The 26943-nt window shown below is 60.3% G+C and carries 21 protein-coding genes, 3 tRNA genes and 1 pseudogene; 7 read left to right on the top strand and 18 right to left on the bottom strand.

Translation table 11 applies throughout. The features are described from left to right. Positions 1-18 precede the first annotated feature (18 nt). Together AAIA72_RS00955 and AAIA72_RS00950 are read right to left on the bottom strand one after the other, a co-directional pair. Positions 19-573 (bottom strand): glycine cleavage system protein R, encoded by a 555-nt coding sequence (locus AAIA72_RS00955; RefSeq protein WP_369601587.1) that lies wholly within the window; start codon positions 571-573, stop codon positions 19-21. A 190-nt stretch (positions 574-763) separates the two neighbouring features. Beyond that, positions 764-2073, bottom strand: a pseudogene (locus AAIA72_RS00950) (ISNCY family transposase). Positions 2074-2227: 154 nt separating this feature from the next. Here AAIA72_RS00950 and AAIA72_RS00945 point away from each other — a divergent pair. Next, positions 2228-2303: transfer RNA gene (locus AAIA72_RS00945), tRNA-Asn, on the top strand. Between the two features lie 10 nt (positions 2304-2313). Further along, positions 2314-2390: transfer RNA gene (locus AAIA72_RS00940), tRNA-Pro, on the top strand. 253 nt (positions 2391-2643) lie between these two features. Here AAIA72_RS00940 and AAIA72_RS00935 read toward each other — a convergent pair. Both AAIA72_RS00935 and AAIA72_RS00930 read right to left on the bottom strand, forming a co-directional pair. Beyond that, complete coding sequence (locus AAIA72_RS00935) at positions 2644-3936, bottom strand: M18 family aminopeptidase (RefSeq protein WP_369601586.1); 1293 nt, start codon at positions 3934-3936, stop codon at positions 2644-2646. Then, on the bottom strand, positions 3920-7936 hold the full coding sequence (locus AAIA72_RS00930; protein ID WP_369601585.1) for a hypothetical protein: 4017 nt from the start codon (positions 7934-7936) through the stop codon (positions 3920-3922). Before AAIA72_RS00930 ends, AAIA72_RS00935 begins: the two co-directional genes overlap by 17 nt. 81 nt (positions 7937-8017) lie before the next feature. On the opposite strand from AAIA72_RS00930, the gene AAIA72_RS00925 reads away from it, so the two are divergent. Continuing rightward, on the top strand, positions 8018-8503 hold the full coding sequence (locus tag AAIA72_RS00925; RefSeq protein WP_369601584.1) for a hypothetical protein: 486 nt from the start codon (positions 8018-8020) through the stop codon (positions 8501-8503). 109 nt (positions 8504-8612) lie between these two features. Further along, positions 8613-9182 (top strand): outer membrane beta-barrel protein, encoded by a 570-nt coding sequence (locus AAIA72_RS00920; protein WP_369601583.1) that lies wholly within the window; start codon positions 8613-8615, stop codon positions 9180-9182. Between the two features lie 19 nt (positions 9183-9201). Here AAIA72_RS00920 and rlmKL read toward each other — a convergent pair whose 3' ends face one another. After that, entirely contained in the window at positions 9202-10917 is a 1716-nt protein-coding gene (rlmKL, locus tag AAIA72_RS00915; RefSeq protein ID WP_369602955.1) for a bifunctional 23S rRNA (guanine(2069)-N(7))-methyltransferase RlmK/23S rRNA (guanine(2445)-N(2))-methyltransferase RlmL, read from the bottom strand. Continuing rightward, positions 10800-11348 (bottom strand): hypothetical protein, encoded by a 549-nt coding sequence (locus tag AAIA72_RS00910; RefSeq protein ID WP_369601582.1) that lies wholly within the window; start codon positions 11346-11348, stop codon positions 10800-10802. The genes rlmKL and AAIA72_RS00910 overlap by 118 nt, the downstream gene beginning before the upstream one ends. A gap of 247 nt (positions 11349-11595) precedes the next feature. On the opposite strand from AAIA72_RS00910, the gene rmf reads away from it, so the two are divergent. Further along, positions 11596-11799, top strand: coding sequence for a ribosome modulation factor (gene rmf / locus AAIA72_RS00905; protein ID WP_369601581.1), 204 nt, complete (start codon positions 11596-11598; stop codon positions 11797-11799). A gap of 79 nt (positions 11800-11878) precedes the next feature. Here the strand turns inward: rmf and AAIA72_RS00900 are convergent, their stop codons facing one another. Together AAIA72_RS00900 and AAIA72_RS00895 are read right to left on the bottom strand one after the other, a co-directional pair. Beyond that, positions 11879-12958: a quinone-dependent dihydroorotate dehydrogenase gene (locus AAIA72_RS00900; RefSeq protein ID WP_369601580.1), complete on the bottom strand. Its 1080-nt coding sequence runs from the start codon at positions 12956-12958 to the stop codon at positions 11879-11881. A gap of 319 nt (positions 12959-13277) precedes the next feature. Beyond that, positions 13278-13547: a PilZ domain-containing protein gene (locus AAIA72_RS00895; protein ID WP_369601579.1), complete on the bottom strand. Its 270-nt coding sequence runs from the start codon at positions 13545-13547 to the stop codon at positions 13278-13280. A gap of 103 nt (positions 13548-13650) precedes the next feature. Between AAIA72_RS00895 and AAIA72_RS00890 the strand changes: the two genes are divergently transcribed. Further along, complete coding sequence (locus tag AAIA72_RS00890; RefSeq protein ID WP_369601578.1) at positions 13651-14802, top strand: cation diffusion facilitator family transporter; 1152 nt, start codon at positions 13651-13653, stop codon at positions 14800-14802. A 21-nt stretch (positions 14803-14823) separates the two neighbouring features. Here the strand turns inward: AAIA72_RS00890 and uvrB are convergent, their stop codons facing one another. Then, positions 14824-16845: an excinuclease ABC subunit UvrB gene (gene uvrB / locus AAIA72_RS00885; RefSeq protein ID WP_369601577.1), complete on the bottom strand. Its 2022-nt coding sequence runs from the start codon at positions 16843-16845 to the stop codon at positions 14824-14826. Positions 16846-17051: 206 nt separating this feature from the next. Then, a complete protein-coding gene (locus AAIA72_RS00880; protein WP_369600308.1) occupies positions 17052-18221 on the bottom strand; it encodes an ISNCY family transposase in 1170 nt (389 codons plus the stop codon). Positions 18222-18401: 180 nt separating this feature from the next. On the opposite strand from AAIA72_RS00880, the gene AAIA72_RS00875 reads away from it, so the two are divergent. Continuing rightward, positions 18402-18477, top strand: a tRNA-Asn gene (locus AAIA72_RS00875). A 34-nt stretch (positions 18478-18511) separates the two neighbouring features. Here AAIA72_RS00875 and pyrF read toward each other — a convergent pair. The 8 genes from pyrF to hisC all read right to left on the bottom strand — a co-directional run bounded on the left by pyrF (position 18512) and on the right by hisC (position 26937). Continuing rightward, the gene (gene pyrF / locus AAIA72_RS00870; RefSeq protein WP_369601576.1) at positions 18512-19222 is read right to left on the bottom strand and encodes an orotidine-5'-phosphate decarboxylase; all 711 of its coding nucleotides are present in this window, start codon (positions 19220-19222) and stop codon (positions 18512-18514) included. Positions 19223-19227: 5 nt separating this feature from the next. Then, on the bottom strand, positions 19228-20400 hold the full coding sequence (gene lapB, locus AAIA72_RS00865) for a lipopolysaccharide assembly protein LapB (RefSeq protein ID WP_369601575.1): 1173 nt from the start codon (positions 20398-20400) through the stop codon (positions 19228-19230). 3 nt (positions 20401-20403) lie between these two features. Beyond that, positions 20404-20661 (bottom strand): lipopolysaccharide assembly protein LapA domain-containing protein, encoded by a 258-nt coding sequence (locus AAIA72_RS00860; RefSeq protein ID WP_369601574.1) that lies wholly within the window; start codon positions 20659-20661, stop codon positions 20404-20406. Between the two features lie 58 nt (positions 20662-20719). Next, positions 20720-21046: an integration host factor subunit beta gene (locus AAIA72_RS00855; RefSeq protein WP_369601573.1), complete on the bottom strand. Its 327-nt coding sequence runs from the start codon at positions 21044-21046 to the stop codon at positions 20720-20722. 75 nt (positions 21047-21121) lie between these two features. Next, positions 21122-22801 carry a 30S ribosomal protein S1 gene (rpsA, locus tag AAIA72_RS00850; protein WP_369601572.1) on the bottom strand — a complete coding sequence of 560 codons (1680 nt, stop codon included), beginning with the start codon at positions 22799-22801 and terminating at the stop codon, positions 21122-21124. Positions 22802-22914: 113 nt separating this feature from the next. Further along, on the bottom strand, positions 22915-23604 hold the full coding sequence (gene cmk, locus AAIA72_RS00845; RefSeq protein WP_369601571.1) for a (d)CMP kinase: 690 nt from the start codon (positions 23602-23604) through the stop codon (positions 22915-22917). After that, positions 23601-25823: a bifunctional prephenate dehydrogenase/3-phosphoshikimate 1-carboxyvinyltransferase gene (locus tag AAIA72_RS00840; protein WP_369601570.1), complete on the bottom strand. Its 2223-nt coding sequence runs from the start codon at positions 25821-25823 to the stop codon at positions 23601-23603. The genes cmk and AAIA72_RS00840 overlap by 4 nt, the downstream gene beginning before the upstream one ends. Then, positions 25813-26937 carry a histidinol-phosphate transaminase gene (hisC, locus tag AAIA72_RS00835; RefSeq protein WP_369601569.1) on the bottom strand — a complete coding sequence of 375 codons (1125 nt, stop codon included), beginning with the start codon at positions 26935-26937 and terminating at the stop codon, positions 25813-25815. The genes AAIA72_RS00840 and hisC overlap by 11 nt, the downstream gene beginning before the upstream one ends. Positions 26938-26943: the final 6 nt, after the last annotated feature.

Below are 26943 nucleotides of genomic sequence, written 5' to 3'. Positions count from 1 at the left end.
CCTTTTCATTTACCCGTTTCAGTACGGCCTTGCCGGCTCCAGCACCGCATCCAGATTCAGATCATCACAGAACATGAGAAACTCTTCCCGCAATCGCCCGATGGACGTATCCGCCGGGATATTGACGGTCATGTTCAGACTGAACATGGTGGTACCGGTGTGCGGTGCGGCGTAGGTGCTGGTTTCCAATGACTCGATATTGATCCGCCGTTCTGCAAAGAAGCGTGATATTTCATGAACAATGCCCGGATGGTCCAGCGCCACAACAGAGACCTCGTAGGGAATCCGCTGTTCCTGCTCCGGCCTTTCGGTGCGCTTCACAAGCGTATTGAGATTAAGCTTTCTTGCCGCGGCGGGAATGGCATCCTCCAGCTTCGCGATGACATCCCAGCTGCCCGAGACCAGCATGATGACCGCAAATTCTCCACCCAGCACGGCCATCCGGCTGTCAACGATATTGCAGCCATAATCCGTACATACCCTGGACAATTCATTGACTATCCCCGGTTGGTCGGAGCCCAGCGCAGAAATCACGAGCAGTTGCTCTTTCTGAATGGTTTTCTGATCTGACATGAGTACCCAGTCCGTAATCCGATTTCATGTTCTGCCCGATTCAGGGCGCTGCCAAGCATGGTGCGGGCTTGTCGTAGTCGAGTCAAGTCGTGCGGGTTCATGACCATGCAGCCCATTCACCTGCTGTCAACCCAATTCTAAAATGTCCCCTTTTTACCAAAGCTAAAGTGTCCCCTTTGGGTATCCTGTTTCAGGAGGTTACCGACTGCCTGCCGGAGGCCGCTTTACCAACCGGAGAACGTCGCCATGGATGGTCCGGCGCGGGCTTTCTGCCTGAGGATGCCTTTTGTCTGGCTCTCGCCTTGTCGACACGTTGGTGGAGGCTTTTCTCGTCATCCAAAGGGACCGGGGCTCGCCTTCGCTCAGGATTTGCCAATCCAGTTGATGCCCTTTGTGGAGCACCGTCACATGGCCATCCTGTGCTTCACAGATGGTGATCCGGGCGCCCCGGAGCCGATAGCCCTTTCCATAGCCGGTGAGCTGGTATTCCCGGTTCCTGAACTGAAAGGTCAGGTTCTTTGAGAGCTTTCGGTGGTTGTGCAGGCACAGGATGAGCGCCAGCTCCTCTGGTGTGTGCAGAACGGGGCGGTGAGCATCCGTGGCGTTCTGGGCGGGTTTGGCAAAGCGTGCGTTGAAATCGCGCATAAAGCCCGGCAGCCAGGCATTGGCGGTCTCAATGTCCGAGATGCCCGCAAGACGCAACTCCTTGACGAGGCGGTCCTGAAGCGTCTGGTTGGCACGCTCGACACGCCCCTTGGCCTGAGGGGTATTGGCATGAATGGGCTCGATATCCAGCGTTTTGAGAGCCCGGGTGAACTGGGTCAGCTCACCTTCGCGCTCGGGTTGGTTTACCCGGAAGATGCTGTGCTTGTCGGAATACAAAGCAGCGGGGCGGCCGTGCTCGGCCAGATAGCCTTGCAGTGTCTGCAGGTAAGCCCAGGTGGTCTCGGCCGGGGCGAAGCGTAATGCCATCAGTTCACTGGTGGCGTCATCAATGAACACGATCAGGGTGCAGCGCGGGCCGCGCCCTTCAAACCAGTCATGTGGTGAGCCGTCAATCTGAATCAGCTCGCCGCGACAGGGCCGTCTGGGACGTCGCTGGTGAATCCGGGCGGCCTTGCGTTTTCCGGGTTTCCAGAGTCCGTCAGCGATCATCCACTGTCGGAGGGTCTCGGCTGACAGCTTGTATCCATGCAGTGCGGTGAGTTTTTCACAGGCAAGCGTTGGTCCGAAATCAGGGTAGCGTGTGCGAACCAGAGAGAGTACTTCCTTGCGCACGGCCCCGGGAATTGCATTGCCCGGGCGTTTACCGAGATGGCCGGAAACCAGTCCTGACGGCCCCTTCTGACGAAAGCGGGCGACCAGACGCTTAACTTGCCGGACACTCAGCCCAAGCTGCCGGGCAGCTTCCTGTTGCCGAAGCTGTTTTGCGGTCACCTGCTGAATGATTGCCAGCCGATCGATCGCTTTTTGCGTCATTGCAATGGTCTCCTCTGCCATTGCCCCCTCCTGTATCCCAAAAGGGGACATTTTAGAATTGCGAGAAGGGGACATTACAGCTTTGGGCTAACACAGCCCATTCACCTGCTTGACTTTCCAAGGGCAACTTTCTATTATTCCCACCCCGTAGGCCAGACGGCCTCGGGATCAAGGTTCCCCGATAGCTCAGTTGGTAGAGCAAATGACTGTTAATCATTGGGTCGCTGGTTCGAGTCCAGCTCGGGGAGCCATCTTCAGGTTCGGGGTATAGCGCAGTCTGGTAGCGCGCCTGCTTTGGGAGCAGGATGTCGGGAGTTCGAATCTCTCTACCCCGACCAATTTCTTATTCAGATTCCCCCACAAAAAAAGAAATCATCACCTCGCCCCCAGCCTGTAAACGTCTCTGCCTTCCGGCTGAACTCCGCATTCATGCTCGACGCTTTCGCATGCAGACAGGCGAGCCTTTCGTATCGGGCATTTGGACGACTACGCTGAATAATGCCATGCACAGCCCGTACAAGTGCCCGCCGGAGCCGCGAGCCCGCTCCCGTTCGGAGCGGGCGAAACAGGGCTTTCCCGGCCAGGCAGACTTCATTCCGGAATATGATCAAGCCGGAACCATGCCTGCAGCGCTTCAAACATGGCGTGAATGTCCGCCCAGGCGGCCATTTCCCGAATGGAGTGCATGGCCAGTTGCGGCACGCCAATATCCAGTGTCCGCACGCCAAGCGCCGATGCCGTGATCGGTCCAATGGTGCTGCCGCAGGCCATGTCTGCACGCACAACAAAGGTCTGACAGGGCACGCCAGCATCCGCACAAAGCATACGAAACAGGCCTTCCGTCACACTGTTGGTCGCGTAACGTTGATTCGCATTGATCTTGATCACGGGTCCCTTGCCCATCTGTGGTGCATGGTCGTCATCATGTTTCGCCGCAAAATTGGGATGAATGGCATGGGCATTATCCACCGAGAACATCACCGACCGCGCCAGCATGCGCTGGAGCGCCGTCTCGGAATCTCCCGCCAGGCGCATCAGCACCTGACGCAGCATGGGACCGTCCGCACCTTCGGCAGTCTGGCTGCCCACCTCTTCATGATCGTTGAATACCAGCAGTGCGGGCTGGTCCATCGCCGTAGCCAGCAAGGCTTCCATACCCAAGGCGCAGCTGAGCAGGTTATCCAGCCGTGCACTGAGCAGAAACTCCTGGTTGAGCCCCACCGTTTCCGGCGCCTGACAGTCATAGAGGCTGAGCTCAAACCCCAGCACATTGACAGCATCAGCCGCCATGTCTTCAGTTTCCGCGACCTGTTGCGCCAGCCAGCGCCGGGTCTCGGCGGGCGTCTCTCCGGCCAGCGCCGTAATGGCCGGCATATCGGTCTGCGGATTGACGCCTCCGCTGTCATTGGCCTCCCGGTTCAGGTGAATGGCAAGACTGGGAATGGCCGCCACGGGCTTCCGGGTATTGATGAGGGTATGGCGCAAATGTCCTGACTCATCCCGCCAGGTGACCCGTCCGGCCAGCCCCAGCCCGCGATCAAACCAGGGTCTGAGCAGCGCCCCGCCATAAACCTGCACTCCCCACTGCTGATAGCCGTTGCGGGTCAGATCCGGATTCGGCTTCAGCCGCAGGCAGGGGCTGTCCGTATGCGCCCCCATCATCCGGGCGCCTTCTGTCATCTGCCCCGGCTGACAGAAGGCAATGAGCGTACTGTCGTTCCGGGTCACGAAATAACGTCCTGCGGGATCCAGATCCCACGCTTCCGATTCATCCAGACGCACAAATCCGGCCGCTTCCAGTCGTTCACAGGCCTGCTTGACCGCATGAAAGGGTGTTGGGGAAGCGGCAAGATATTGCGTGATGTGTTCAGGATTCAGCGTCATGAGAGTCGTTCTTCTCCTGTTTCAGAGCAAGTGTCGTTGATGCACTGTCCTTCTCCGGCGTGTGTTCCGGCACCGCAACGGACGGGACAGCCGTCTGGCCTGATTCGGCAGCGGAAACTATACGCTGCCAGGCCCACTTCAGCCATCCGGTAATCGCGAATGCCAGCCAAAGGGACCAGGCCCACATGAGCGCCCGGTACACCCAGAGCGGCAGTGTCCAGACGCGGATATCCGGTAAACGCCCTTCGACCCAATCGGCCTGCCAATGCAATTCGGTAGCGTGGCTACCTGCTCCCACCACGTAGTCCGGCGGAAGACCGGTCAGCCCCCGCGGTATGCTGGCCAATACTGCGACCAGTACCATGATAGTGAGCAACACGAGGCCCGCGAGTGCCAGTCTGCGGGGCCAACCGCTCAGCTTGTGGAGCTCCGGCCCTGACAGCGCCACAGCATATACCCAGAGCACCACTGCAGGAAGTGCCCCCATCCAGCCCAGCGCCCCGCCAGCGGCCAGCAAAAGCCAGGCGCGAACTGTCAGCGGATTACCCTTGTGCCGGCCAAGCACAATCGCGACCACGGCCAGCACAAGCAAGCCTCCCCACAGCAGAATGGCCGGACCGTCAGTGGGACCGGTCAACCAGAGCAGCCAGCGGGACTCCGGCAACCTCAGGGTGTAGCTCAGATTTTGCCAGGTACCCACAAATTCGAGCGGAGCAGCTTGTGTTTGCCTGTTTCCGGCATCGTACGCCCAAGTCAGCCTGAGTTCATGCATGCCGGCAGGGACTGACCAGTTGGCAACACCCTCGCGCACAGTGACCGGGAGTGACTGCCCATCCAGCCAGGCCTTCAGCGCCTCCACCCCGGCAAGCCCGCCGACGGAAAAATTGTCCTGCGCCGTAGCACGGATCTGCCAGACACCCTCAAACTGGTGGCGTTCGGGTTGCCAGACATGTGTCAGCGAAACTCGGTCCACATTCAGTCTCTGCCCGGTCAGCAGCGTCGCGGGCTCAACACTGATGACCACCTGATCCCCCGGCTCCGGTTGCCACTGAGGCTGCCAGCGGCCATCCGGCCCCTGCCAGCGCACAGGCTGAAGCCCCGACCAGGTGATGCGCCAGCGGCTGTCCGCATAAAGCGACCAACTCTCGGCGCGCTCTGACCAGCCCGGCGCCTGCAGGGTGAGACGGCTTGCTGCGGGCAACGTCGAGGTCCAGGTCAGATGTTGCTGTCCATCCCTGAACGTGACCACGGCATGCCGGTCAACCACCTGAACGCCACCCAGCGGTGATTCACCGGCAAGCAGGGGAATGGACACGGAGAGTGCCCCCTTGGCAGGCGCCCTGCGTGTGACCTGAGTTGTCAGCCGCCAGTCCCGCCCCAGTTCGATATGACGATGCACCCCAACAAAAGCCGGAATGGGTGGTGGCGCAAACGCTTCGCCCGGCTCAGACTGCCGTTCGGGTAATGCAATCCGCTTCAGTGTCAGCCGATCAGCCGCCAGCTGGCGTCCGCTGAGCCCTTCAACCGTCCAGTCACTGACCTGACTTGCCAGATCCAGAGGGGGCTCCGGAAAGCTGAGGGTCAGTGCGTTGAATTCCCGAAGCCCCAGATTCAGCACCAGTTCATGTACCCCCGCAGGCACCCGGATCCAGATTTGACCGGAGCCGTCTCTCATGAACGTGCGGACAGGAGTTCCATCCATGAACCAGCGCACGGGCATATCCGGGGACTGCAGTACCGGCAACCGCCAGGCAGCATCCACATCCGCCGAAACCACAAGTGCGAGGGACAAGCTGTAAGCATCCGCTACCAGTTCGCCCTGCCCGGCCCGCACACAGTCCGGCATGCAGGCAGGCGGCTTGAGCAGCACCTCGCGTAGTGACTCCAGCATTTTATCCGGGGGAAATGTCTGAGCCTGAACGGGCTCGGCTGGCATACCCATTCCGAAGGCAACCAGCCCCCATATCAACAACAGCTTGCGCAGGCGGGCAGTCAGGCCCAGCAAGAGCATGACAAGCCCCGCGAGGACAGCTGCTCTGACCAGCCTCAACCCGGTATCCCCCAAACGCCAGATATCCACCATCCCGGCCTGCCCCAATGGCCCGTCAATCCGCGCTGATGCGGTGACATAGTGACCAGCGGGCAATCCCGGCCCCACCTCAACCGGTAACACGTCAGGCGCAACAGGTACAGGCGCACGGTCACCAGAGCGTACCCGTTCCTGCTTCATGACAGACAGGCTTTGGCGAGGGGTGTCCCGAAGCGACATGACCTCCGCCCCGACAGGTTCACCAGGCATGGCATCCTGCAATCCCGCAAGTTGCGGGTACAGGATGCGCTGCCCCTGGATCACCGCGAAGGTTACACACTGCATGACAAGCACTGCAAAAACCAGCCATCGAAAACGGCGCACCCATTTTCCCGGTCGGTGACCGTTGTCTGGCAAGGCCCAGGCCACAATCATGAGCAGCCAGATCCAGACCGGAGCCCATGGCTCATGGTACGAGAGCATAATCACCGGCAGCGCAATCCCGCCCATGAGCAGCCCCCAGGTCCTGCCGATGGCCAGAATCACCAGTGCAGAGAAAAAGAGATCCCAGAGCGTCCAGCGGGACAACCAGCTCCCCTGCACATGATCCGCTCCGAAAATGGCCACGACCATTTGCCCTACCGGCGCATGAACGGTCAGTTGCTGAGACTTGAACGGAGGCGCCAGCTCTCCCATGGGCAGACTCAGACGTTGGTTGTCTGCCGGCGCATTCAGCATACCGGTCAACTGCAGATCAACCCTGGCGCGTTCAAAAGGTATCTGAAAACGCCCGTCTTCAAGTATCTGAATGCCCACGGGCCGGCCTTCACTTTCAGCCCGTAACACATGCCAGGGCGATGCTACCCGGAGGCCACCTTCAAAGCCGGACGTCCCCGTTACACGGGTCATCCAGATCGGACGCACGGCATCCCGTACCCACCAGAGGTTGGTTGATGCATTGAGGCTCGAGGACGCAGGGGTCAGTGGCCCGTCACGGTAGCTCAGTTCCAGTCCCTGGCTCCATGTCACCTTCCAGGCACCCCATCGCTGCCATGCCTGAGGCACTTCGGCCAGCGCCGGGTCAAGCGCCTGACCTGTGATGCTGACCCGGCCAGTCTGCACTCCGGTATTCACTGACCAGACTTCCTCTTCCGGCCAAAGCGGTCCTTTCCGCACCGGAGACACTTTGCGAACCACTCCCAGCGCCCTCAATCGCGCCTTGATCTGCCAGGTTCCGGATGCCAACTGGACGGTGACCTGACCATCCGGCTCCAGCCTGGCGGGTAGCGGAGACTCGAAGCTCATCAATGCATAGCCTTCAGGCACAAGTGGTCCCAGCGTCACCACCTCACCATCCGTGCCACTTTCCACCTGAATGTGCGTTTCCAGTACGGGTGGCCTGCCCAGGGTCAGCAAGCGGTGAACCCGGACGCGTGTCACAGACGGGCCCGCCACCCTGGACTGATGCCAGTGCAACCGCTGATCCGTACCAAAGGTCACCACATCGCGATGATTTTTCAGCACCACCCGGGCCGCTTCCACAGGCAGACCGAGCTGCCCCCGCTCAGTCTCCGGCCGCAGGCGCCCGGTCAGTGTCCACTGGCCGGCGGCCAGCCGCACGGCGGGCTTGTCGTGGCGAAGGAGCACCGGAATCTCGCGTCCGTTGGCACGCACATCGAAAGGCCACTGCCCTGCCTCACCGGGCAATGTCAACCAGGCTTCCGAAAGCATGTTCACACGCCACTGGAACTGGATCACGTCGCCGGTCCAGACCATCTCCAGGGTGCCGGGCCAGACGCAAATGCGCCCGTCCTGATCATCCTTGAGCGTGCAGCCCCGGTCAGGGACATCTCTCAGCACCCAATCCGTCCAGGGCTGAAGTTCATCGGGAATCGGGGGCCCGGCGACGGCCCGGGTCATCATGACAAGACACAGCAACAGCACCCTGAAAAGGCGTTGGCCGAAATGCATGGGGGTTTCCTTTTTTTCCTGTTTGAATTCTCCGATAATGCCAATCTATCACAAGCCCAACGGAACAGGTAATGCCTGCACATGAGAACACCCCGACTGTTTCTCGATATTGAAGCCAGTTCTCCGGATGAGGAGGGCTATCCGGTGGTGATCGCCTGGTCAACCCGGGATGGCGTGATCCGCAACGTGCTGGTCTGTCCGGACGACGACTGGACAGAATGGGACACCGGCTTCGAGTCCGGCATGGGGCTCACCCGCGAACACCTCATCGATCAGGGGCTGTCGTGCAAGGATGTGGCCCGTCTGCTGGCGGAGGATCTGGCAGAGGAAACCGTTTATGTGGATGGTCTGGATCCGGATGAACTCTGGCTGGAACGCCTTTTTGAGGCTGCCCGCAGTGAACTGCCGTTTGAAATCGCCCCCATGAACCAGTTCCCCGAACTGGCGGACATTCCCGATCTGTTCGAACGCAAGCGGGAACTGCTGGACGAGGAAGGACTGACCGCCTTTCAGGCCGAACACAATGTGTACGTCATGCTTCGGCTGTGCGAAAAAGCGGGTAGCTGACTGCTGCCCGGCCAACCAGCACCCGGTTTTGTGACCCGTATCCGCCCCCGGCGGGCGGATTTCGGATACATTGTTTTTTTGTTGCAGAATGTAAAGGACAATGCGCCGCATGAGACGCTTACCTGCCGTGGGCCTGCTGGCCCTGATTGCCGCTCCCCTCGCTGTGGCAGACACCGCCCAGAAACTTGAAGACGTGTCCTACGTGGGGCTGACCTACTCCGACTGGGACTTCCGCTCCATTCGCGGAGAAAAATCCGCCCGGCTGGACGGTGCCACACTCATACTGGGCACCCACATTACCGACTACGTGAAGGTGGAAGGCCGCTTCGGCATGGGCCTGACCGAAGACAGCCCGCAGGACGGACTCAAGGTCAAGACCAACTATCTGGCGAGCTGGTACATGGGCCCCACCTACGCGCCGACCGAATACTGGACTGTCTATGGCCTGTTCGGGTTCAGTTTCGTCAAGGGCGAAACCCAGCGCGACGATCCGACTGCATTTCCCGATATTCCCGAAAAGTTCTACAGCAGCTCCTTCAGCGTGAGCTACATACTCGGAACGGAGATCCAGATCCACAAGGATGTGTGGGGAACATTCGAGTTTGGTCGTATCCACAAGGACAGCCAGACCAAGGTCCGCATGATGCAGCTCAACCTGGGGATCAAATACCGCTACTGATCCCCGAATCCGCGCGGATTCAGCGGTGGCGAATATGCCAGCACCGGTGAATCCGCCGGTTGCGTTCGAAATCCGGCGGCACGGACCAGTCCGAGACCTCCTCCGTCAGGTAGTCCGCCTCCAGTGCCGGATCCAGCTTAAAGCGCCGGTAATTGGTCGAGAAGATCAGCAAACCCTCCGTTGTCAGGCACGACATGGCGGCATGCACCAGAACCGCATGATCACGCTGGATGTCGAGCACATCGCGCATCTTCTTCGAGTTGCTGAAGGTGGGCGGATCCATGAAGATCAGGTCAAAGGTCTCCCGGCATGACTTCAGCCAGCTCAGCACATCTGCCCGAACCAGTGCATGCTTGCCCCCCGCGAGACCATTCTCCGTCAGGTTTCTGCGCGCCCAGTCCAGATAAGTGTTGGACAGATCCACACTGACCGTCCGGGCTGCGCCGCCGAGTGCCGCATGCACCGTGGCCGCGCCGGTATAGCAGAACAGGTTGAGAAAGCGCTTTCCCCGGGCATGATCCGCAATCCACAAGCGCGTAGGCCGGTGATCCAGAAACAGTCCGGTATCCAGAAAATCGGAGAGATTGACCCAGAGCCGGGCAGCCCCCTCCTCCACGACCTTTTCATAGCGCAGCTCCGCCTGCCGCGTATATTGCGTGGTGCCTTTCTGCGGCTTTCTCTGCTTGAGAAACACATGCTCCGGCGGGACATCGAGCACCGCCGCCACATCGTCAAGCACCTGATAGAGTCGCCTGCGCGCCTTGTCCTCCCGGATCGTGGGGGGCGGCGCATATTCCTGCACATGCACCCAGCCGTCGTACCAGTCAACGGCCACCGCATACTCCGGCATATCGGCGTCATATACCCGGAATGCCTTGATATTTTCCCGCCTTGCCCAGCGTTGCCGCTTCTTCCAGTTCTTGGCCAGGCGGTTGGCGAATGCAGAAGGTGCCGGGGCAGGGCCACCCGGCTCAGCCTGTCCGGTGGTTTCCGCCGCACGGATACCATAACGGGCCAGGATACAATCAAGCCCGCCATTCTTCATTTTCCAGGTTTTGTCAGCCGCCAGGGGCATCGCCTGCGCCAGTGTCTGGCTGGACGTGATCATCATCAGTGTCCACCCACCCCAGCATGCCTTCAGCTGCTGGCCCCAGGCCCGATAGACCGGCCGCAAGCGCTGCTCGTCCCCGAGTCGCTCGCCATAGGGTGGATTGGTCACCATCAGCCCCGGCGATGTCAGCGCCAGGTCATCGGGGCTGAGCTTGCAGGCATCGGCTCTGATGAGTGTTGCCGGCACCGCATCATCCAGGACCGCCAGGTTGGCCCGTGCAGCCTGAATGGCCGCAGCATCCACGTCAGAGCCCCACAGCCGCACATGCTTCAACGCCCACTCCCGGCCTGATTCGTACCGGGTACGGCAGGCGTCAAGTGCGGCATCCCACTCATGCCGGGGGTGCCAGGGTGCTCTTGTGATGGCATAGTCCTGGCGCAACACTCCCGGTGCCATGTCCGCCGCCATCATCCAGGCTTCCGCGAGAAAGGTGCCGCTGCCACACATGGGATCCACCAGTGTCATGCACTCCTCGTTGCGCCAGGCCCCCGGCCAGCCTGCCCGCATCAGGATCGCCGCGGCCACATTCTCCCGGATCGGCGCTTCCGCCTCCCGTATCCGGTAGCCGCGCTTGTGCAGACTGCGTCCGGCCAGATCCAGACCCAGCACGGCATGCTTGCCCAGGGTAAGCTGGATCTGCACCTTCGCCCGATCCCGATCAATCCGGGGGGTGTCAGGCCGGCGGCACGAAACTGATCCACAATCACATCCTTGACCACCTGCGCCGCAAAGTGCGGATGACGCAGGTCTCCGGCGTGACCCTGGGCGTGTATCCAGAAAGGCATGTCCGGCACCAGCCACGCCTGCCAGTCCACCGAACCGGCCAGCGAGGACAGGGTGTCCGCATCGCGCGCCACCTCTTCTGCCAGAACACGGAATACGCGGCTTGCGAGCCTTGTTTCCAGCAGTGCCCGGCAGGTGACCGACCAGTCCGCCAGCCCCCGGACCCCCAACCGTCCGGCACTGGCGTCCTTCACGCCCAGTGCGCTCAGCTCATCCGCAAGCAGGTATTCCAGTCCAGACGGGCAAGCTGCCCAGATTACAAATTCAGACATTTCGTTACACTCCGGTGCCGCCCGGCCAGAGCCTTGTTTCAGCGGCCATTTCAGTGTTTAAAGAGCTTTCGCATCTAAAAACACCGTCACATAGATGAAATTATTCGTTCACTCTGCTCGAAAGTGTGGTTTATGGTTAAAGCATGTTCAACCCAAACATCATCACACCCAACAAGGAGAAAGACGACCTGCCGACACTTTTCACTTCATCTTTACCAATCACCCAAGGTCATGAGGTTCAACAAGAATGAGAAGACAGAAGCGAAACACTTTGGAAAGAGCTTACCTCAAGGGTTACCGGGCCGGGATCGCAGGCCGGTCCAAAGACTTATGCCCCACCAACAATGCCCTCGCGCGCCAGCAATGGATGAACGGCTGGAGAGACGGACGGGCGGATCACTGGGACGGATACGTCGGCGTATCCGGTTTACACAAAGAACCCGTTATCTGATTTTACGTTTCAACTTTCTTCACCGCACGGGGATACAGCCCCGTACTCAGGCCCGCTCAGCGGGCCTTTTATTTGCTTTCTACCCTTCAGTCCCGGCAGATTTCGCGGCCAGCGTCCTGATATGGGGCAAGTCCGGCCATCCTGCCTGATACAGCCGGTGTGCGATCTCCCTGATCAGTTCCGGCCCCCGATAGATGAAGCCCGTATAGATCTGCACCAGAGCGGCACCAGCCTCAACCTTTGCCAGCGCGGACTCCCCGTCCATCACGCCACCGGACGCAATGACCGGCACACGCCCGTCCACGGTCTCGCACAGTACGCGCACGACCTCCGTGGCCCGCGTCGTCAGGGGCGCACCACTCAGTCCGCCGGTTTCCTTGCCGTGCGGCGCACGCTCCACACCTTCCCGCGACAGGGTGGTATTGGTCGCAATGATGCCATCCACACCCGCCTGTACCAGTGTTTCACCCGTCATGCGGATTTCATCGTCAGACATGTCCGGTGCAATCTTGACGACAACAGGCACCCGCCGGCCATGGCGAGACGCCAGACGTTCCTGTGCCTCCCGTACCTCACCGATCAGCTCGCGCAATGCCTCACCGAATTGCAGTGCACGCAGACCCGGGGTGTTCGGGGATGACAGGTTGACCGTGATGTAACTGGCACGGTGATAGACCTTTTCAATGCAGGTCACGTAATCCTTGCTGGCCTCTTCCTGGGGCGTATCCTTGTTCTTGCCGACATTGATCCCGAGAATGCCGTCATAGCGGGTCTTGTCCAGACGACGGATCAGCGCGTCCACACCATCGTTGTTGAATCCCATACGGTTGATGATGGCCTGCTGGTCCGGCAAGCGGAACAATCTCGGGCGGGGATTGCCGGGCTGAGGCCGCGGCGTCACCGTTCCCACTTCGAGAAAACCGAATCCCATGGCGGCCAGCCCGTCAATACACCGTCCGTCCTTGTCCAGACCCGCCGCCAGGCCCACCGGGTTGGGAAAGGTCAGCCCCATCAGTGTGACCGGCCGGGGCTCAGGCCGCCGACCGAACCATTCCGCGACCCCCAGCCTTGCCAGCGTTGCGAGGACATTCAGAGACAGATCGTGAGCGGTTTCAGGGTTGAGACGAAACAGCAGCGGTTGAATGAGACGGTAATCCATGGTTCCGGGGCTCAGTCTGTGGGCGTGTCGGCGGCCATTATAGCCATTTCACCCCCGGATGACAGTATTCATGCGTCCGGTCCCGGGCTTTCCACAGGCGTGTGACAATTCGGTCATTTATCCACGAGATCTGTGGATAACTTTGGGGATATCCCTAGGGTATGTTGCCTAACGCCGCGAGGGATCAGGGGCTCAGCGATTTGATCATTTTTTGATCGCTTTATTTTATTTCTTATTATTCAATAGGTTACGGAGTGTTTTTTCTTTGATCAAAGTGGCCGCCGGATGATCGACAGGGCTTTGGGTCAGGATTTTGACGTCAGGCGGAAACTTCCGGAAAAACCAGTGCCAACCCCTGTCCGGTCACCCGTATGACATTCATTTCCACCCAAGGCGACTGATCCGACAGGATGCCCTGCACCTGCACCCGTACCGGTGTGCCCGGCTCGAGCTCTGGCGGCACCGGCCCCTCGACAAACAGCCCGCCTTCCGAAACTTCCCGCGCTACCGCCTGAATACAGTCCCCGTCGCGGCAGACCAGCCGGAGATACAGATGGCCCGGGCAACGCTGATAATGACGCCTTTCCATATTCCACCTCTGCAGTGATCACTTTTTATTCAGTCTAGCAGAGTTGTTTCAGGTCTGCCTGCCGATATAATGGCGTCACCTTCAATGCATACCGGAGTTTGCCATGTCCACCCTTGAGCACAACAAGTCTGCAGCCGATCGTGTGACCTGGGTCGGCCTGTGGACGGATCTGGGGCTGGGTGTGGGCAAGGTCGGCGTGGGGCTGGCCAGCGGCTCTCATGCACTGGTTGCAGATGGCCTGCACTCCTTCTCCGACCTGGCTTCCGATGTGCTCGTGCTGGCCGTCAACCGGGTGGCCCATGAAGCGCCGGACAAGGATCATCCCTATGGTCACGGCAAGTTTGAAACCCTGGGCACGGTCATTCTCGGAGTGCTGCTCATTGCGGTGGCCGGCGGTCTGGCCTGGGACAGCCTCCAGACACTGTGGATCAATGCCCCGCACGAGGTCACCGGCAGTACAGCCATTGTCATGGCCATCCTTTCCATCGCCAGCAAGGAATGGCTCTATCATTACACCGTCAAGGTGGGACGTGCCATCCGTTCCGACATGCTGATTGCCAATGCCTGGCATCATCGCAGCGATGCCCTGTCATCCGTCATTGTGCTGATTGCGCTGATCGGTGCACTCTTTGGCTGGACCTGGCTGGATGCTGCCGGCGCGGTCGTGGTGGCGCTGATGGTGGCCTGGGTTGGCGGCTCCCTGATCTGGGACAGCATTCAGGAATTGCTGGAAACCTCGCTGCCGGAAGAGGATCTGGCACGCCTGCGGGCAGCCGTGGCAGACCTGCCGGAAGTCCGCGGGATTCACGACCTGCGCGCACGCCACGTGGGTCCACGGATCGTGCTGGATATCCATTTGCTGGTGGATCCGCGCATCAGTGTCTCCGAGGGGCATCAGATCGGTCTCACCGTCGCCAGGCATCTGCGCGCAGCCATGCCCGAGATCAGCGACGTCACCTTTCACGTGGATGCCGAGGATGACCAGAATCTGAACGTGACGGATGCCCCCGAACTGCCGCTGCGCCATGACATCGAGCCCATCCTTGAGGCACTGTATGAGGAACTCGCACTGCCTGACGGGGCCATCTCCGCAACCCTGCACTATCTGGAAAAGCGGGTTCACCTGGAACTGAAGGTGCGTGCCGGTGTGACGCTTTCACCTGAAGATGTGGAGGCTATCCGTCAGCATCTGGCCGCTTTCCGCTGGTTCGGCAGTGTGCGTGTGTGGCATCAGGCCCCCACGGCGACAACCTGACACCAGAGGCGGCGAGCCGCCTCAGAGCCCGGACTCCAGCCCCTTGTGCTTCAGAGTGTTGAGCTGATCGCGCAGCTGTGCCGCTTTCTCGAACTCCAGATTGCGCGCAGCTTCAAACATGGCCTCCTCCAGTGCTTTCAGCGTACGCGCCAGATTCTCGGGGGTCAGCTGCGTCACATCAAGGTCGTAGCTGCCCTCCGGCTCCGCCACTTTCTGGCGCGTCTTGCTGCGACTGCGACCGGGCACGGCGCCTTCCATGATGTCCGCCACCTTCTTGTTCAGCGCCGTAGGCGTAATCCCGTGTTTTTCGTTATAAGCGATCTGCTTCTGGCGCCGACGCTCGGTTTCGTCAATCGCCCGCTTCATGGAACCGGTGATCTGGTCGGCATACAGAATGGCACGGCCATTGGGGTGACGCGCCGCCCGCCCCATCGTCTGGATCAGCGAACGCTCCGAACGCAGGAAGCCTTCCTTGTCCGCGTCCAGTATGGCCACCAGTGACACTTCCGGCATGTCCAGACCTTCCCGCAACAGGTTGATGCCCACCAGCACATCAAACTCGCCCAGGCGCAGGTCCCGGATGATTTCCACCCGCTCCACCGTATCAATGTCGGAATGGAGATACCGCACCCGTACCTGATGTTCGGCGAGAAACTCGGTCAGGTCCTCGGCCATGCGCTTGGTGAGCGTGGTCACCAGCACACGCTCACCGCGGCCGACAGTTTCGCGGATCTGATGCAGCAGGTCATCCACCTGGTTGGATGCCGGTCGCACTTCAATGACCGGATCAACCAGGCCCGTGGGCCTGACCACCTGCTCCACCACCTGCCCGGAGTGCTCGGCTTCATAATTGCCGGGCGTGGCCGACACGAAGATGGTCTGTGGCGCAATGCGCTCCCATTCCTCGAATCGCATGGGCCGGTTGTCCAGGGCTGAGGGCAGGCGAAACCCGTATTCCACCAGCGTTTCCTTGCGCGAGCGGTCACCCTTGTACATGGCACCGATCTGGGGAATGGTCACATGAGACTCGTCCACCACCAGCAGGGCATCGTCAGGGAGATAGTCAAACAGTGTCGGCGGTGGCTCACCGGGATTGCGACCACTCAGGTAGCGGCTGTAGTTTTCCACGCCGTTGCAGTAGCCCAGCTCCAGCATCATTTCCAGATCAAACCGCGTCCGCTCTTCCAGACGCTGGGCTTCAACCAGCTTGTTATTGGCCCGGAGCCATTCCAGTCGCTCCTTCAGTTCGACCTTGATCTGCTCCACGGCATCTAGGATGACCTGCCTGGGCGTGGCATAATGTGTCTTGGGATAGATGGTGACCCGCGGCACACGACGAATGACCTCTCCGGTAAGCGGATCAAACCAGCTCAGGTTTTCGATTTCATCATCAAAGAGCTCGATCCGGATGGCTTCCTTTTCGGATTCGGCCGGAAACACATCAATGACGTCGCCCCGCACGCGGTAGGTCGCCCGGTGCAGTTCCACTTCATTGCGTGTGTACTGAAGTTCCGCCAGGCGGCGCAGGATATGACGCTGATCCACACGGTCGCCGCGATCCAGGTGCAGCACCATGCGGAAATAGGACTCCGGATCACCCAGGCCATAGATGGATGACACGGTCGCCACGATGATGACATCCCGCTTTTCCAGCAGCGCCTTGGTGGCCGAGAGTCGCATCTGCTCGATGTGCTCATTGATGGAGGCGTCTTTCTCGATGTAGGTGTCTGAGGCAGGGACATAGGCCTCCGGCTGGTAGTAGTCGTAGTAGGAAACAAAGTACTCCACCGCGTTTTCCGGGAAGAATGCCTTGAACTCGCCATACAACTGGGCCGCCAGGGTCTTGTTGTGAGCCATGACCAGGGTCGGCCGCTGGACCTGCTCGATCACGTTGGCAATGGTGAACGTCTTGCCGGAACCGGTAACCCCCAGCAGCGTCTGGTGCATGAGGCCGTCTTCCAGACCTTCCACGAGTTTCCGGATGGCCTCCGGCTGATCACCGGCAGGGGTGTAATCGGCATGCAACTTGAAACGCTGGGTCATGCGGCTGTGTTCTCCTGAACAGACTTTCTCAAGGGCTTGTCGGAATTTCCGCGGCGTAGCCGGGGCCGACAGTATACCCCCTTTTCCGGCCGGACACGCCGGTCTGGCAACCCCGGCTGCATTTTTGCATTTCAGGGGGTGTTAGCAACAAATAGAACTGTCCGGTTTTGTAGCACATAAACTGTCCGCTTTGGGTCCACTGATGATCAGACTTGGCAGCGGACGTTGGCCGGTGCCTGATCAATAGGTTCGAGGGGGTCGAAGGGCAGGCCTTCTGGGGTGTAACTGGCCAGTCTTCTGGGGCCGTGGAAGATCGCCAGGGAGCGATCAGGATAACGGTGTACCCGAACCTTGGCCTTGACGTAATGGCGCCGATAGCGGTCGGCAGGGATCTGCAGCTTGAGTCCCTCGAACGAGACGCAGTTGTCCTTGTTCACGGTGCGTTCGTACTGCTCACACAGGATGTCGTCCAGTCCAGGGCCGATGAAAGGCACGAAGGCGCTGCCCTCGACGGCGGGTTTGACGCAGAACTCCCGGTTGAAGGCCGGCAGGTAGTGCTCCCGAAGGTAGCGGTTGGCCGCCGCCATGGTGGTAATGCCCTGGGCTGCAAGTTCCTTGGGCAGGCGTCCCTGATGGGTGGCGAACTGGCGCTCACAGCGGCCCCGGGCCTCGGGGGAATAGGCGGGGATCATCTCGACCCCGAGCTGGGCCATGGCCCTGCCGAACTGGGTGAGGTTGGACTTGTCGACCTTGCCGCCGGCCTTGGGGGTGTGCCAGTAGTGACTGCCCCGGTCGGTATAGAGGCTCGAGGGAAGGCCGTGATCGGTGATGACCTCTCGCATGGCCTGGAAGCTCGAAGCCGTGCCTTCCTCCTCGACGAAGAACATGGAGTAGTGCTCAGAGGTGGCGTCATCGAAGGTGATGATCAGATCCCAGTGGTGGCCGGGAACCCATTCGTGGGTGGAGCCATCCTGGTGGAGCATCATGCCGACCATGGGCGCCCGCTCGCGGCGTCGACGATGCTTACCCCGAGCCGGTGCCTTCTTGACCAGGCCTGCCTTCTGCAAGGTGTTCCGTACCCAGGTATAGCTGCGTGTGCCGCCGTGACGGTCGCGGTAGAAGCTGTAGAAGTGTTTGATGTTCCAGCCGTCGTAGCGCTCCTTGTAGAGCGCCTCGAGGCGTAGAACCTCATCCACCGGGGCCTTGCGGTGGGAAACCTGACTCAGGCGCTTGTCGATCAGGCCGTCGAGGCCCTCCTCCTCGTAGCGGTCGATATAGCGCCGGAAGGTCCGCTCACAGACCCCCAGCAGCCGCGCCGCCTCTTCCTGGGTCAGCCGTTTCTCGGTCCATCCCGTATAGGCTTCTTCGAATCGCATTTTCCGGATCTCCTGTAGCAGTTCTGTCCGTCTCATGGCTCACCTCCTTGGTGATCATGAAACCGGACAAATCACGTGCTACAAGTCCGGACAGTTTATTTGCTCCCAACATTTTGCATTTCAGGGGGTTGACGCCCATCCGGGTGATCAGTAATATACGCGCCACGTCGATGACGTGATTCCCCGATAGCTCAGTTGGTAGAGCAAATGACTGTTAATCATTGGGTCGCTGGTTCGAGTCCAGCTCGGGGAGCCAGAATTCCTGAAGGCCGCTCACAGAGCGGCCTTTTTCATTCTGCTTGATTCCATCCGATTTCAGCAATCACCTTCTCCAGTGCCTCGGCGGGATGCTCTGCCTGTGTCACGGGTCGCCCGATAACCAGATAATCGCTGCCGTTCTTGAGTGCAGTGGCCGGTGTGACAATGCGGGTCTGATCACCGGCAGTTGCCCATTGCGGACGGATGCCGGGCGTCACCAGCGCAAAATTCAGCCCCTGCTGACGCAGAATCGGCGCTTCCTGAGCCGAGCAGACCACACCGTCCAGCCCACAATCCTGCGCCAGCCGAGCGAGACGCGGCACCATGTCCGCCGCACTGCCCTGATAACCGATTTCGGCCAGCTCGGCGTCACTCAGACTGGTCAGAATGGTGACCGCAGTCAGCAGCGGTCTCTCGGCATAGGGTGCGAGGGCTTCCGCCGCAGCGGTGAGCATGCGTCGCCCACCCGAGGCATGCACATTCACCATCCAGACTCCGAGATCTGCTGCCGCGGCGACCGCTTTGGCCACCGTGTTGGGAATATCATGAAACTTGAGATCCAGAAATACCTCAAATCCCATGGCCTGAAGCGCCTCGACCCATCCGGGACCGAAGCGGGTGAACATCTCCTTGCCTACCTTGACCCGGCAAGTGTCCGGGTCAAGCTGATCCAATAGTGCCAGGCAGGCTTCCCGGGTATCAAAATCCAGTGCCAGAATGACGGGGCTTTTCGTGTCAGGCATACAACTCATATCCAGGGTTTGGGTTTGACGGTTGACCAGTGCTTGCAACTCGGGCATTGCCAGTGGAGCTGGCGACCGGTGAAACCGCATTGCTCACAGACATAATGCGGCGTGCGCTCGATGATGGATTCCACCACGCCGTTGAGTATCCGGATCCAGTGCTTGTGATCTTCGTCAGCCATCGGGTAAAGGAGCATGACCAGGGAGGACACACCGCGCAGGTTCGGATGCTCATCCAGTTGCTCCAGCAGAAAATCAATGGCAGCCTGCCGCCCTTCCACGGATGCCTTGTACTGCGCCCAGGAGACCATCATGACGGTGCTGGGAGCAAGCTGCCAGTATCGCTCGAAGTAGTGCTGCATCTTTTCCCGCTGCCCCATGCCGCTGAGCGCCTCATCCAGCAGGCCGATGGCTTCGCCCAGATACCCCACATCCTGCTGTTCGATACGCTTGAGCTCTCCGACTGCCTCGGCGTACAGCTTGCGACTGATACAGAGTCGGGCAAGCGCCAGACTGGCCCTGACCGCACCACGGTCATAGTTCAGCGCTGCCCGCAGTTGCTCGCGGGCCTCGTTCCAGTCTCCCCGCCGGTTGGCACGTTCGGCAATCTCGCAGCAGTAGTGCGCGAGCCGGATCTGCAGGGTTCTGTCCTTGCGGTGGTCGAGAGACAGCGCCAGATCGCGGGCAATTTCCCAGTCTTTCTCATGTTCGTAGATATCCAGCAGCTTGAGTGTTGCCCGGGCTTTCCAGTCGGGGGACTGGCGCAATTCCAGCAGAATGCTCTCTGCCCGGTCATACAGACCGGCTGCCAGATAATCCTCGGCCAGTTCGAACTGTACCTGGTCGCCACAATGCACCCTGACCTCAGGATGGGCGAGCAGATTCTGATGCAGGATGGTGGCTTTTTCGACCTCTCCCCGACGACGATAGTGATGTGCCAATGAGAGATGAATGGGAATGGTATCCCGGTTGACGGGAAGGGAATGGACAAAGGAGTCCAGCGTCGGAGCATCATAGGCATCAAACAGATAATGCACCGCCTTGGGATAGCGGATCGTCCCGCTTGTGCTGCTGCCGTTCCCGGATGAACTGGCCGGCCGCCGATTCTGCCAGTAGCCCAGCGCCCAGCCCAGCGCCACGGCCGTGGCCACCAACAGCCATTGGGTCAGCATGCTCATGCGCTAACGCTGGCCCTCAACAGCCCGGCTCCGTGCAGGTCTGAGTTTCCGGCCAGCCGTGCTCAGGGCTGAAGCCAGAACCCCCAATACAAACCCGCCCGCCAGTGCAGCGATCAGCAGGAGGGCCACGCTGATTGGCGGCAGACGAAATACGAACAGATCCAGTTCAACGGCTTGCGGATTGAGCAGCGTAAAGCCGATGCCGGCCACCAACATGACCAGCACCAGCAGCGCGAGAATCCCCGATTTCAGTTTCTTCATCGTATCATTCCTGTCTCACGTGGCCCTATCATACCACAGGACAGGACAACGCCCAGCCTCAGTAGCCCGCTTTCAGACTGTCATTGACCTGCTCACGCAAGTCCTTTCCGGGCTTGAAGTGCGGTACGTATTTGGCCGGCAGCTGCACGGTCTCGCCGGTCTTCGGGTTGCGGCCCGTCCGCGGCGCACGATAATGCAGCGAGAAACTGCCAAACCCGCGAATTTCAATACGCTGCCCTTGTGACAGGGCTTCGGACATGTGGTCGAGAATCGTCTTGACGGCCAGCTCCACATCTTTTACCGAGAGCTGCGGCTGCCGCGACGCGATCAGTTCAACCAGTTCTGATTTGGTCATCGGGTGATCCTTCTGAACGTCATCGACCAAAGTGTAGTAAATAGCTAAAAAAAATACAAAAAAACGGGCACGAGGCCCGTTTTTTTGTGCGGCATGCGGCAGAGATCACTGCTTCTGCTGCAGCTGCTCCTTGATCAGGTCGCCGATCGTGGTCGGTCCCTGAGCTTCAACCTGACGCTCACGGACTTCACGGATCGCCTGCTTCTCCTCGTCCACATCCTTGGCCTTGATGGAGAGACTGATCTTGCGGTTCTTGCGATCAACGCTGATGATCTTGGCTTCCACCTCGTCACCTTCGTTGAGCACGTTACGCGCGTCTTCCACCTTGTCACGGCTGATTTCGGAAGCCTTCAGTTCGCCTTCCACGCCTTCAGCCAGCTCGATGGTTGCGCCCTTGGCGTCGACGGCAACGACCTTGCCAGTCACGATGGCGCCCTTGTCATTGGCTGCCACGTACTCCTGGAACGGATCGCTGTCGAGCTGCTTGATGCCCAGAGAGATGCGCTCGCGCTCGGGATCAATGGACAGGATAACGGTTTCGACCTCTTCGCCCTTCTTGAACTGACGAACAGCTTCTTCGCCAGACTCGTTCCAGGAGATGTCGGACAGGTGCACCAGACCGTCGATTCCGCCTTCGAGACCGATGAAGATACCGAAGTCGGTGATGGACTTGATCTTGCCGCTGATCCGGTCACCCTTGTTGTACTTGGCAGAGAACTCTTCCCACGGGTTCGGCTGGCACTGCTTGATACCCAGGGAGATACGACGACGCTCTTCGTCGATATCCAGCACCATGACCTCGATCTCGTCGCCCACCTGCACAACCTTGGACGGATGGATGTTCTTGTTGGTCCAGTCCATTTCGGAAACGTGAACCAGACCTTCCACACCCTCTTCCAGCTCGGCAAAGCAACCGTAGTCGGTCAGATTGGTGACACGTGCCTTGACACGTGAGCCTTCGGGATAACGGTCCTTGATGGCAGACCAGGGATCTTCACCCAGCTGCTTGAGACCCAAGGACACACGATTGCGCTCGCGGTCGAACTTAAGCACCTTGACCATGATCTCGTCACCCACGTTGACAATTTCGCTCGGATGACGGATGCGCTTCCAGGCCATGTCCGTGATGTGCAGCAGGCCGTCCACGCCACCCAGATCGACGAACGCGCCGTAGTCGGTGAGGTTCTTGACGATACCCTTGACTTCAACGCCCTCGGCCAGGTTCTCCAGCAGCGCTTCACGCTCGGCACTGTTCTCGGCTTCGAGCACGGCACGACGTGAAACCACAACATTGTTGCGCTTCTGGTCCAGCTTGATGACCTTGAATTCCAGGTCCTTGCCTTCCAGGTGAGCCGTATCGCGCAGCGGACGCACGTCAACCAGGGAGCCCGGCAGGAACGCACGGATGCCCTTGAGGTCGACCGTGAAGCCGCCCTTGACCTTGCCGCTGATCTGCCCCGTGACCACTTCGTCGTTCTCGAAAGCCTTTTCCAGCTCTTTCCAGGCTTCAGCGCGCTTGGCTTTCTCGCGTGACAGTCGGGTTTCGCCGAAACCGTCTTCAACCGCGTCGAGGGCCACATCGACTTCGTCACCGACCTTGATGGTCAGTTCGCCGTTCTCGTCCAGGAACTGGCTGACAGGAATCACGCCTTCGGATTTCAGACCGGCATTTACGGTTACCCAGTCATTGTCAATGTCCACAACCGTGCCTTTGACAATGGCACCCGGACGCATGTCGATTTCTTTCAGGCTCTCTTCAAAAAGTTCGGCAAAGCTTTCGCTCATTGTGTGTCCCAATCAAGTTTGTATGTGCTTTCCGTGACGCCAGTCCGTCACGGTCAGTTGCTTCACGCCCGGTTTGGCCAATACTGGATCAGGACCAGACCGGACACCCTCTGTCATCGCGTGGTTTGGCCGACTTGCTGCCACAATTCCAGTACGCGCGCCAGAACGGCGTCAGCCGGCATGGAGGTGGTGTCGATCACCACGGCATCGTCCGCCGGCTTCAGCGGCGCGTTGGACCGGTTCATGTCTCGATCGTCCCGCGCCTGAATCTCTTTTAAAAGGGCCGAGATTTTAACACTCACGCCCTGCGCCTTCAACTGTTCAAATCTTCGCCGGGCTCTTTCTTCTGCACTGGCGGTCAGAAATATCTTCAGCGGCGCGTCCGGAAAGACCACCGTCCCCATGTCCCGACCATCCGCCACCAATCCCGGAGGCTGGCGAAAGCGACGCTGCCGGTCCAGCAGTGCCTGACGCACCGCCGGCAATGGGGCGATCCGGGATGCGGCATCCCCCGTACTTTCCAGCCGCAGATCCGGCGTCACATCACGGCCGTCCAGCAGCACCTTGACCGGCTCGCCCGGTGCCCCGGCCACGAAGGTCACGTCCAGGTCCGAGGCCAGCCGCGCCAGTACGGCTTCGTCATCCAAAGCCACCCCTTCGTTCAGCGCCTTGAGTGCCGTGATACGGTAGAGAGCGCCGCTGTCGAGGATATGCCAGCCCAGCGCGTCGGCCAGCGCCCGCGCCACGGTACCCTTCCCGGCGCCCGAGGGGCCGTCCAGCGTGATGACCGGTATCGCGTTCATTGTTCCACTCCGATATCGAACCCGACGCTGTTGGCCAGCTCACGGAATCCGGGGAATGAGGTGGCCACATGGGCGCAGTCCTCAATGAAGATTTCTCCGTCCGCCACCAGTGAGGCTACAGCGAAGGACATGGCAATACGGTGGTCCCCGAATGTTTCCACCCGACCTCCCCGAATCCGGGCCTTGTGCAGGATGAGGCCGTCCGGCCGGACTTCGGTGTCCACACCCAGATTGCGCAGCCCGTCCGCCATGGCCTGAATGCGGTCGCTCTCCTTGACGCGCAGCTCCTCGGCACCACTGAGTACGGTTTCACCTTCCGCCTGAGTGGCGGCAATGAAAATCACCGGGAATTCGTCGATGGCCAGCGGCACCAGTTCTTCCGGGATCCGGATCCCCTTGAGCGGGGCATGACGGACACGCAGATCCGCGACCGGCTCGCCACCGGCCTCCCGCTCGTTGAAGATTTCGATGTCCGCGCCCATGAGGCGGAGAATTGAGATGATGCCCGTCCGTGTGGGGTTGCTGCCCACATGCCGCAACACCAGATCCGAACCGGGCGTGATGGTCGCCGCCACGATGAAGAAGGCCGCCGAGGAAATGTCCGAAGGGACATCGATATGTGTTGCCTTCAGTGTCTGGCCACTGCGCACTGCAATCCGGTTGCCGTCCTTCCTGACCTCCACGCCAAACCCCCGGAACATGCGCTCCGTGTGATCCCGTGTGGGTGCCGGTTCGGTAACGGAGGTTTCGCCCTCTGCATAAAGGCCGGCCAGCAGGAGTGCCGACTTGATCTGTGCGCTGGCCACCGGCAGGTCGTAGTGAATACCGGTCAATCGGTGTCCGCCATAGATACGCACCGGTGGCCGGCCGCCCTCACCGGTCTCGACCTGCGCACCCATCAGGCGCAGAGGCACGGCAACGCGCTCCATCGGCCGCCTGGAGAGTGAGGAATCGCCCGTGAGCACGCTGTCAAAACTCTGCGCCGAGAGCAGGCCGGTCATCAGGCGCATGGTGGTTCCGGAGTTACCCATGTACAGCGCATCCCTCGGTGCGCCGAGGCCATGCAGGCCCACGCCGTTGACACGCACCCGGCCCTTGTCCGGGCCTTCGATCACCACGCCCATGTCCCGGAAGGCCTGCAGGGTGGCCAGTGCGTCCTCGCCTTCGAGAAAACCTTCCACCTCGGTGACCCCCTCTGCGAGCGCCCCCAACATGATGGAACGATGTGAAATGCTCTTGTCGCCGGGTACCCGGATATCGCCGCGCACCGGGCCGGCAGGTCTAGCGCGAAAATGAACCTGTTGTGATGTCATAGTGTCCAGATAGGCTGAGCCTTCCAATAAGTGAGTAAAATGGTCCCGGGCCGCCTTGGCGCGGGTGAATACCCTGATCAAGGCTTCCCCGTCACGTCGCTCAATGGCACCACGCAGCTGCCCCAGATCCTGGGAAAAGGTGTCCAGCACGTGCAGTACCGCGTCCCGGTTTGTCAGAAAGATGTCCCGCCACATGACCGGATCGCTGGAGGCGATGCGCGTAAAGTCCCGGAATCCGCCTGCTGCGTAGCGGAAAATTTCCCGGTTGTCCTCCGCGTCGGCCAGTGTGTCCACCAGTGAAAAGGCAATCAGATGCGGCACGTGACTGGTCGCAGCCAGCACTTCGTCGTGGTGTGCCACATCCATCTCGATCACTTCGGCGCCGATCCCCTCCCACAGCCTGCGGATGCGCTCGACGGCCAGGGGATCGGTTTCCGGCAGAGGTGTCAGGATGGTCTTGTGGCGGGCGTAAAGTTCCGGGTTCGCCGCTGCGGCACCGCTCTTCTCCGAACCTGCGATGGGGTGCCCCGGCACGAACCGTGACGGTATCCTGCCAAACACCCGTCGGGCGGCCTCCACCACTTCCCCCTTCACGCTGCCCGCATCGGTCAGCAGCGCCTGAGGCGGCAGATGAGGTGCCAGCTGCCGGAGCACGTCCTCCATGGCCTTGACCGGCACGGCCAGCATGACCACATCCGCTCCATCCACCGCGGCCTCAATCGTATCCGGGGCCGCTTCCACCAGGCCCAGTTCCAGCGCAGTGCGGCGCTCGGACTCCCGCAGATCATAGCCCACAACCTGTCTGGCCAGACCGCGCTGACGGACCGCAAGTGCAAAGGATCCGCCAATGAGGCCCAGCCCGATCACGCAGAGCCTTTCTGCCAGGATGGGTGCCTTATTCCCCATTCAGTACCGCCTTGAGCGCATCGAGGAAGAAGCCGACCTCTTCCTCCGTGCCAATGGTTACCCTGAGGTGCCTTGGCATCTGGTAAGGTGCCAGGGGGCGCACGATAACCCCTCTTTTCAGCAACGCATCGTTGACCGGTGCGGCCTCACCCGGACACTCGAAGGTGATGAAGTTGCCCACCGATGGAATGTACGGAATGCGCATGCCCTTGAAAGCCTGCTCCAGGCGTCGTTTGCCGCGCCGGTTGACGGCAACGGCCTCCTCCAGATGCGTCGTATCCGCCAGTGCCGCTTCAGCGGCGGCCAGAGCCGCCATGTTGACGTTGAAGGGCTGCCGAACCCGGTTGAGCCGGTCCGCCACGGCAGGATGGGACACACTGTAGCCCACCCGAAGCCCGGCAAGACCGTACGCTTTGGAGAAGGTGCGCGTGACAATCAGATTGGGAAAATCCGCGACCCAGGCGACGCCATTGGGGTAATCGGGTTCTTCCACATATTCTGCGTAGGCTTCGTCCAGAACCACCAGCACATTCCGGGGCACCTGCTCGAGGAACGCAAGCAGTTCCGCATGTCGCAGCCAGGTACCGGTAGGGTTGTTGGGATTGGCGATGAACAGGATACGGGTGTGGGGTGTGATGGCTTCCCGCATGGCCTTCAGATCATGGCCGTAGTCCCGGTCCGGCACAATGACGGGTGTGGCGTTGACGGCCAGCGTGGCAATGGGATAGACGGCAAACGCATACCGGGAAAAGACAATTTCACACCCCGGCCCGGCAAACGCCTGGGCGACCAGCATCAGCACGTCATTGGAACCGTTGCCCAGAGTGATCTGGCGGGCTTCGACGCCCAATTTCGCGGACAGAGCCGCCTTTAGCCGATAACCCGAGCCATCCGGGTAACGGTGCATCCCCGCAACAGCCCGCTGGGCGGCAGCAATGGCTTCGGGGCTTGCACCGATGGGGCTTTCGTTGCTGGCGAGCTTGATCACGCGCTCCAGCCCCAGCTCACGCTGGACTTCGTCTTCCGGCTTGCCGGGCTGATAGGGTGACAGCCTCGCCACGCCCGGCTGAGTCAACGCTTCGATGACCGATTCAAAAGTGCCTTCATTCGTCATGGCACA

Source organism: Thermohahella caldifontis (genome assembly GCF_041153465.1).
Classification (GTDB): Bacteria; Pseudomonadota; Gammaproteobacteria; order Pseudomonadales; family Oleiphilaceae; genus Thermohahella; species Thermohahella caldifontis.
This window is presented reverse-complemented; position numbering and strand designations above follow the sequence as displayed.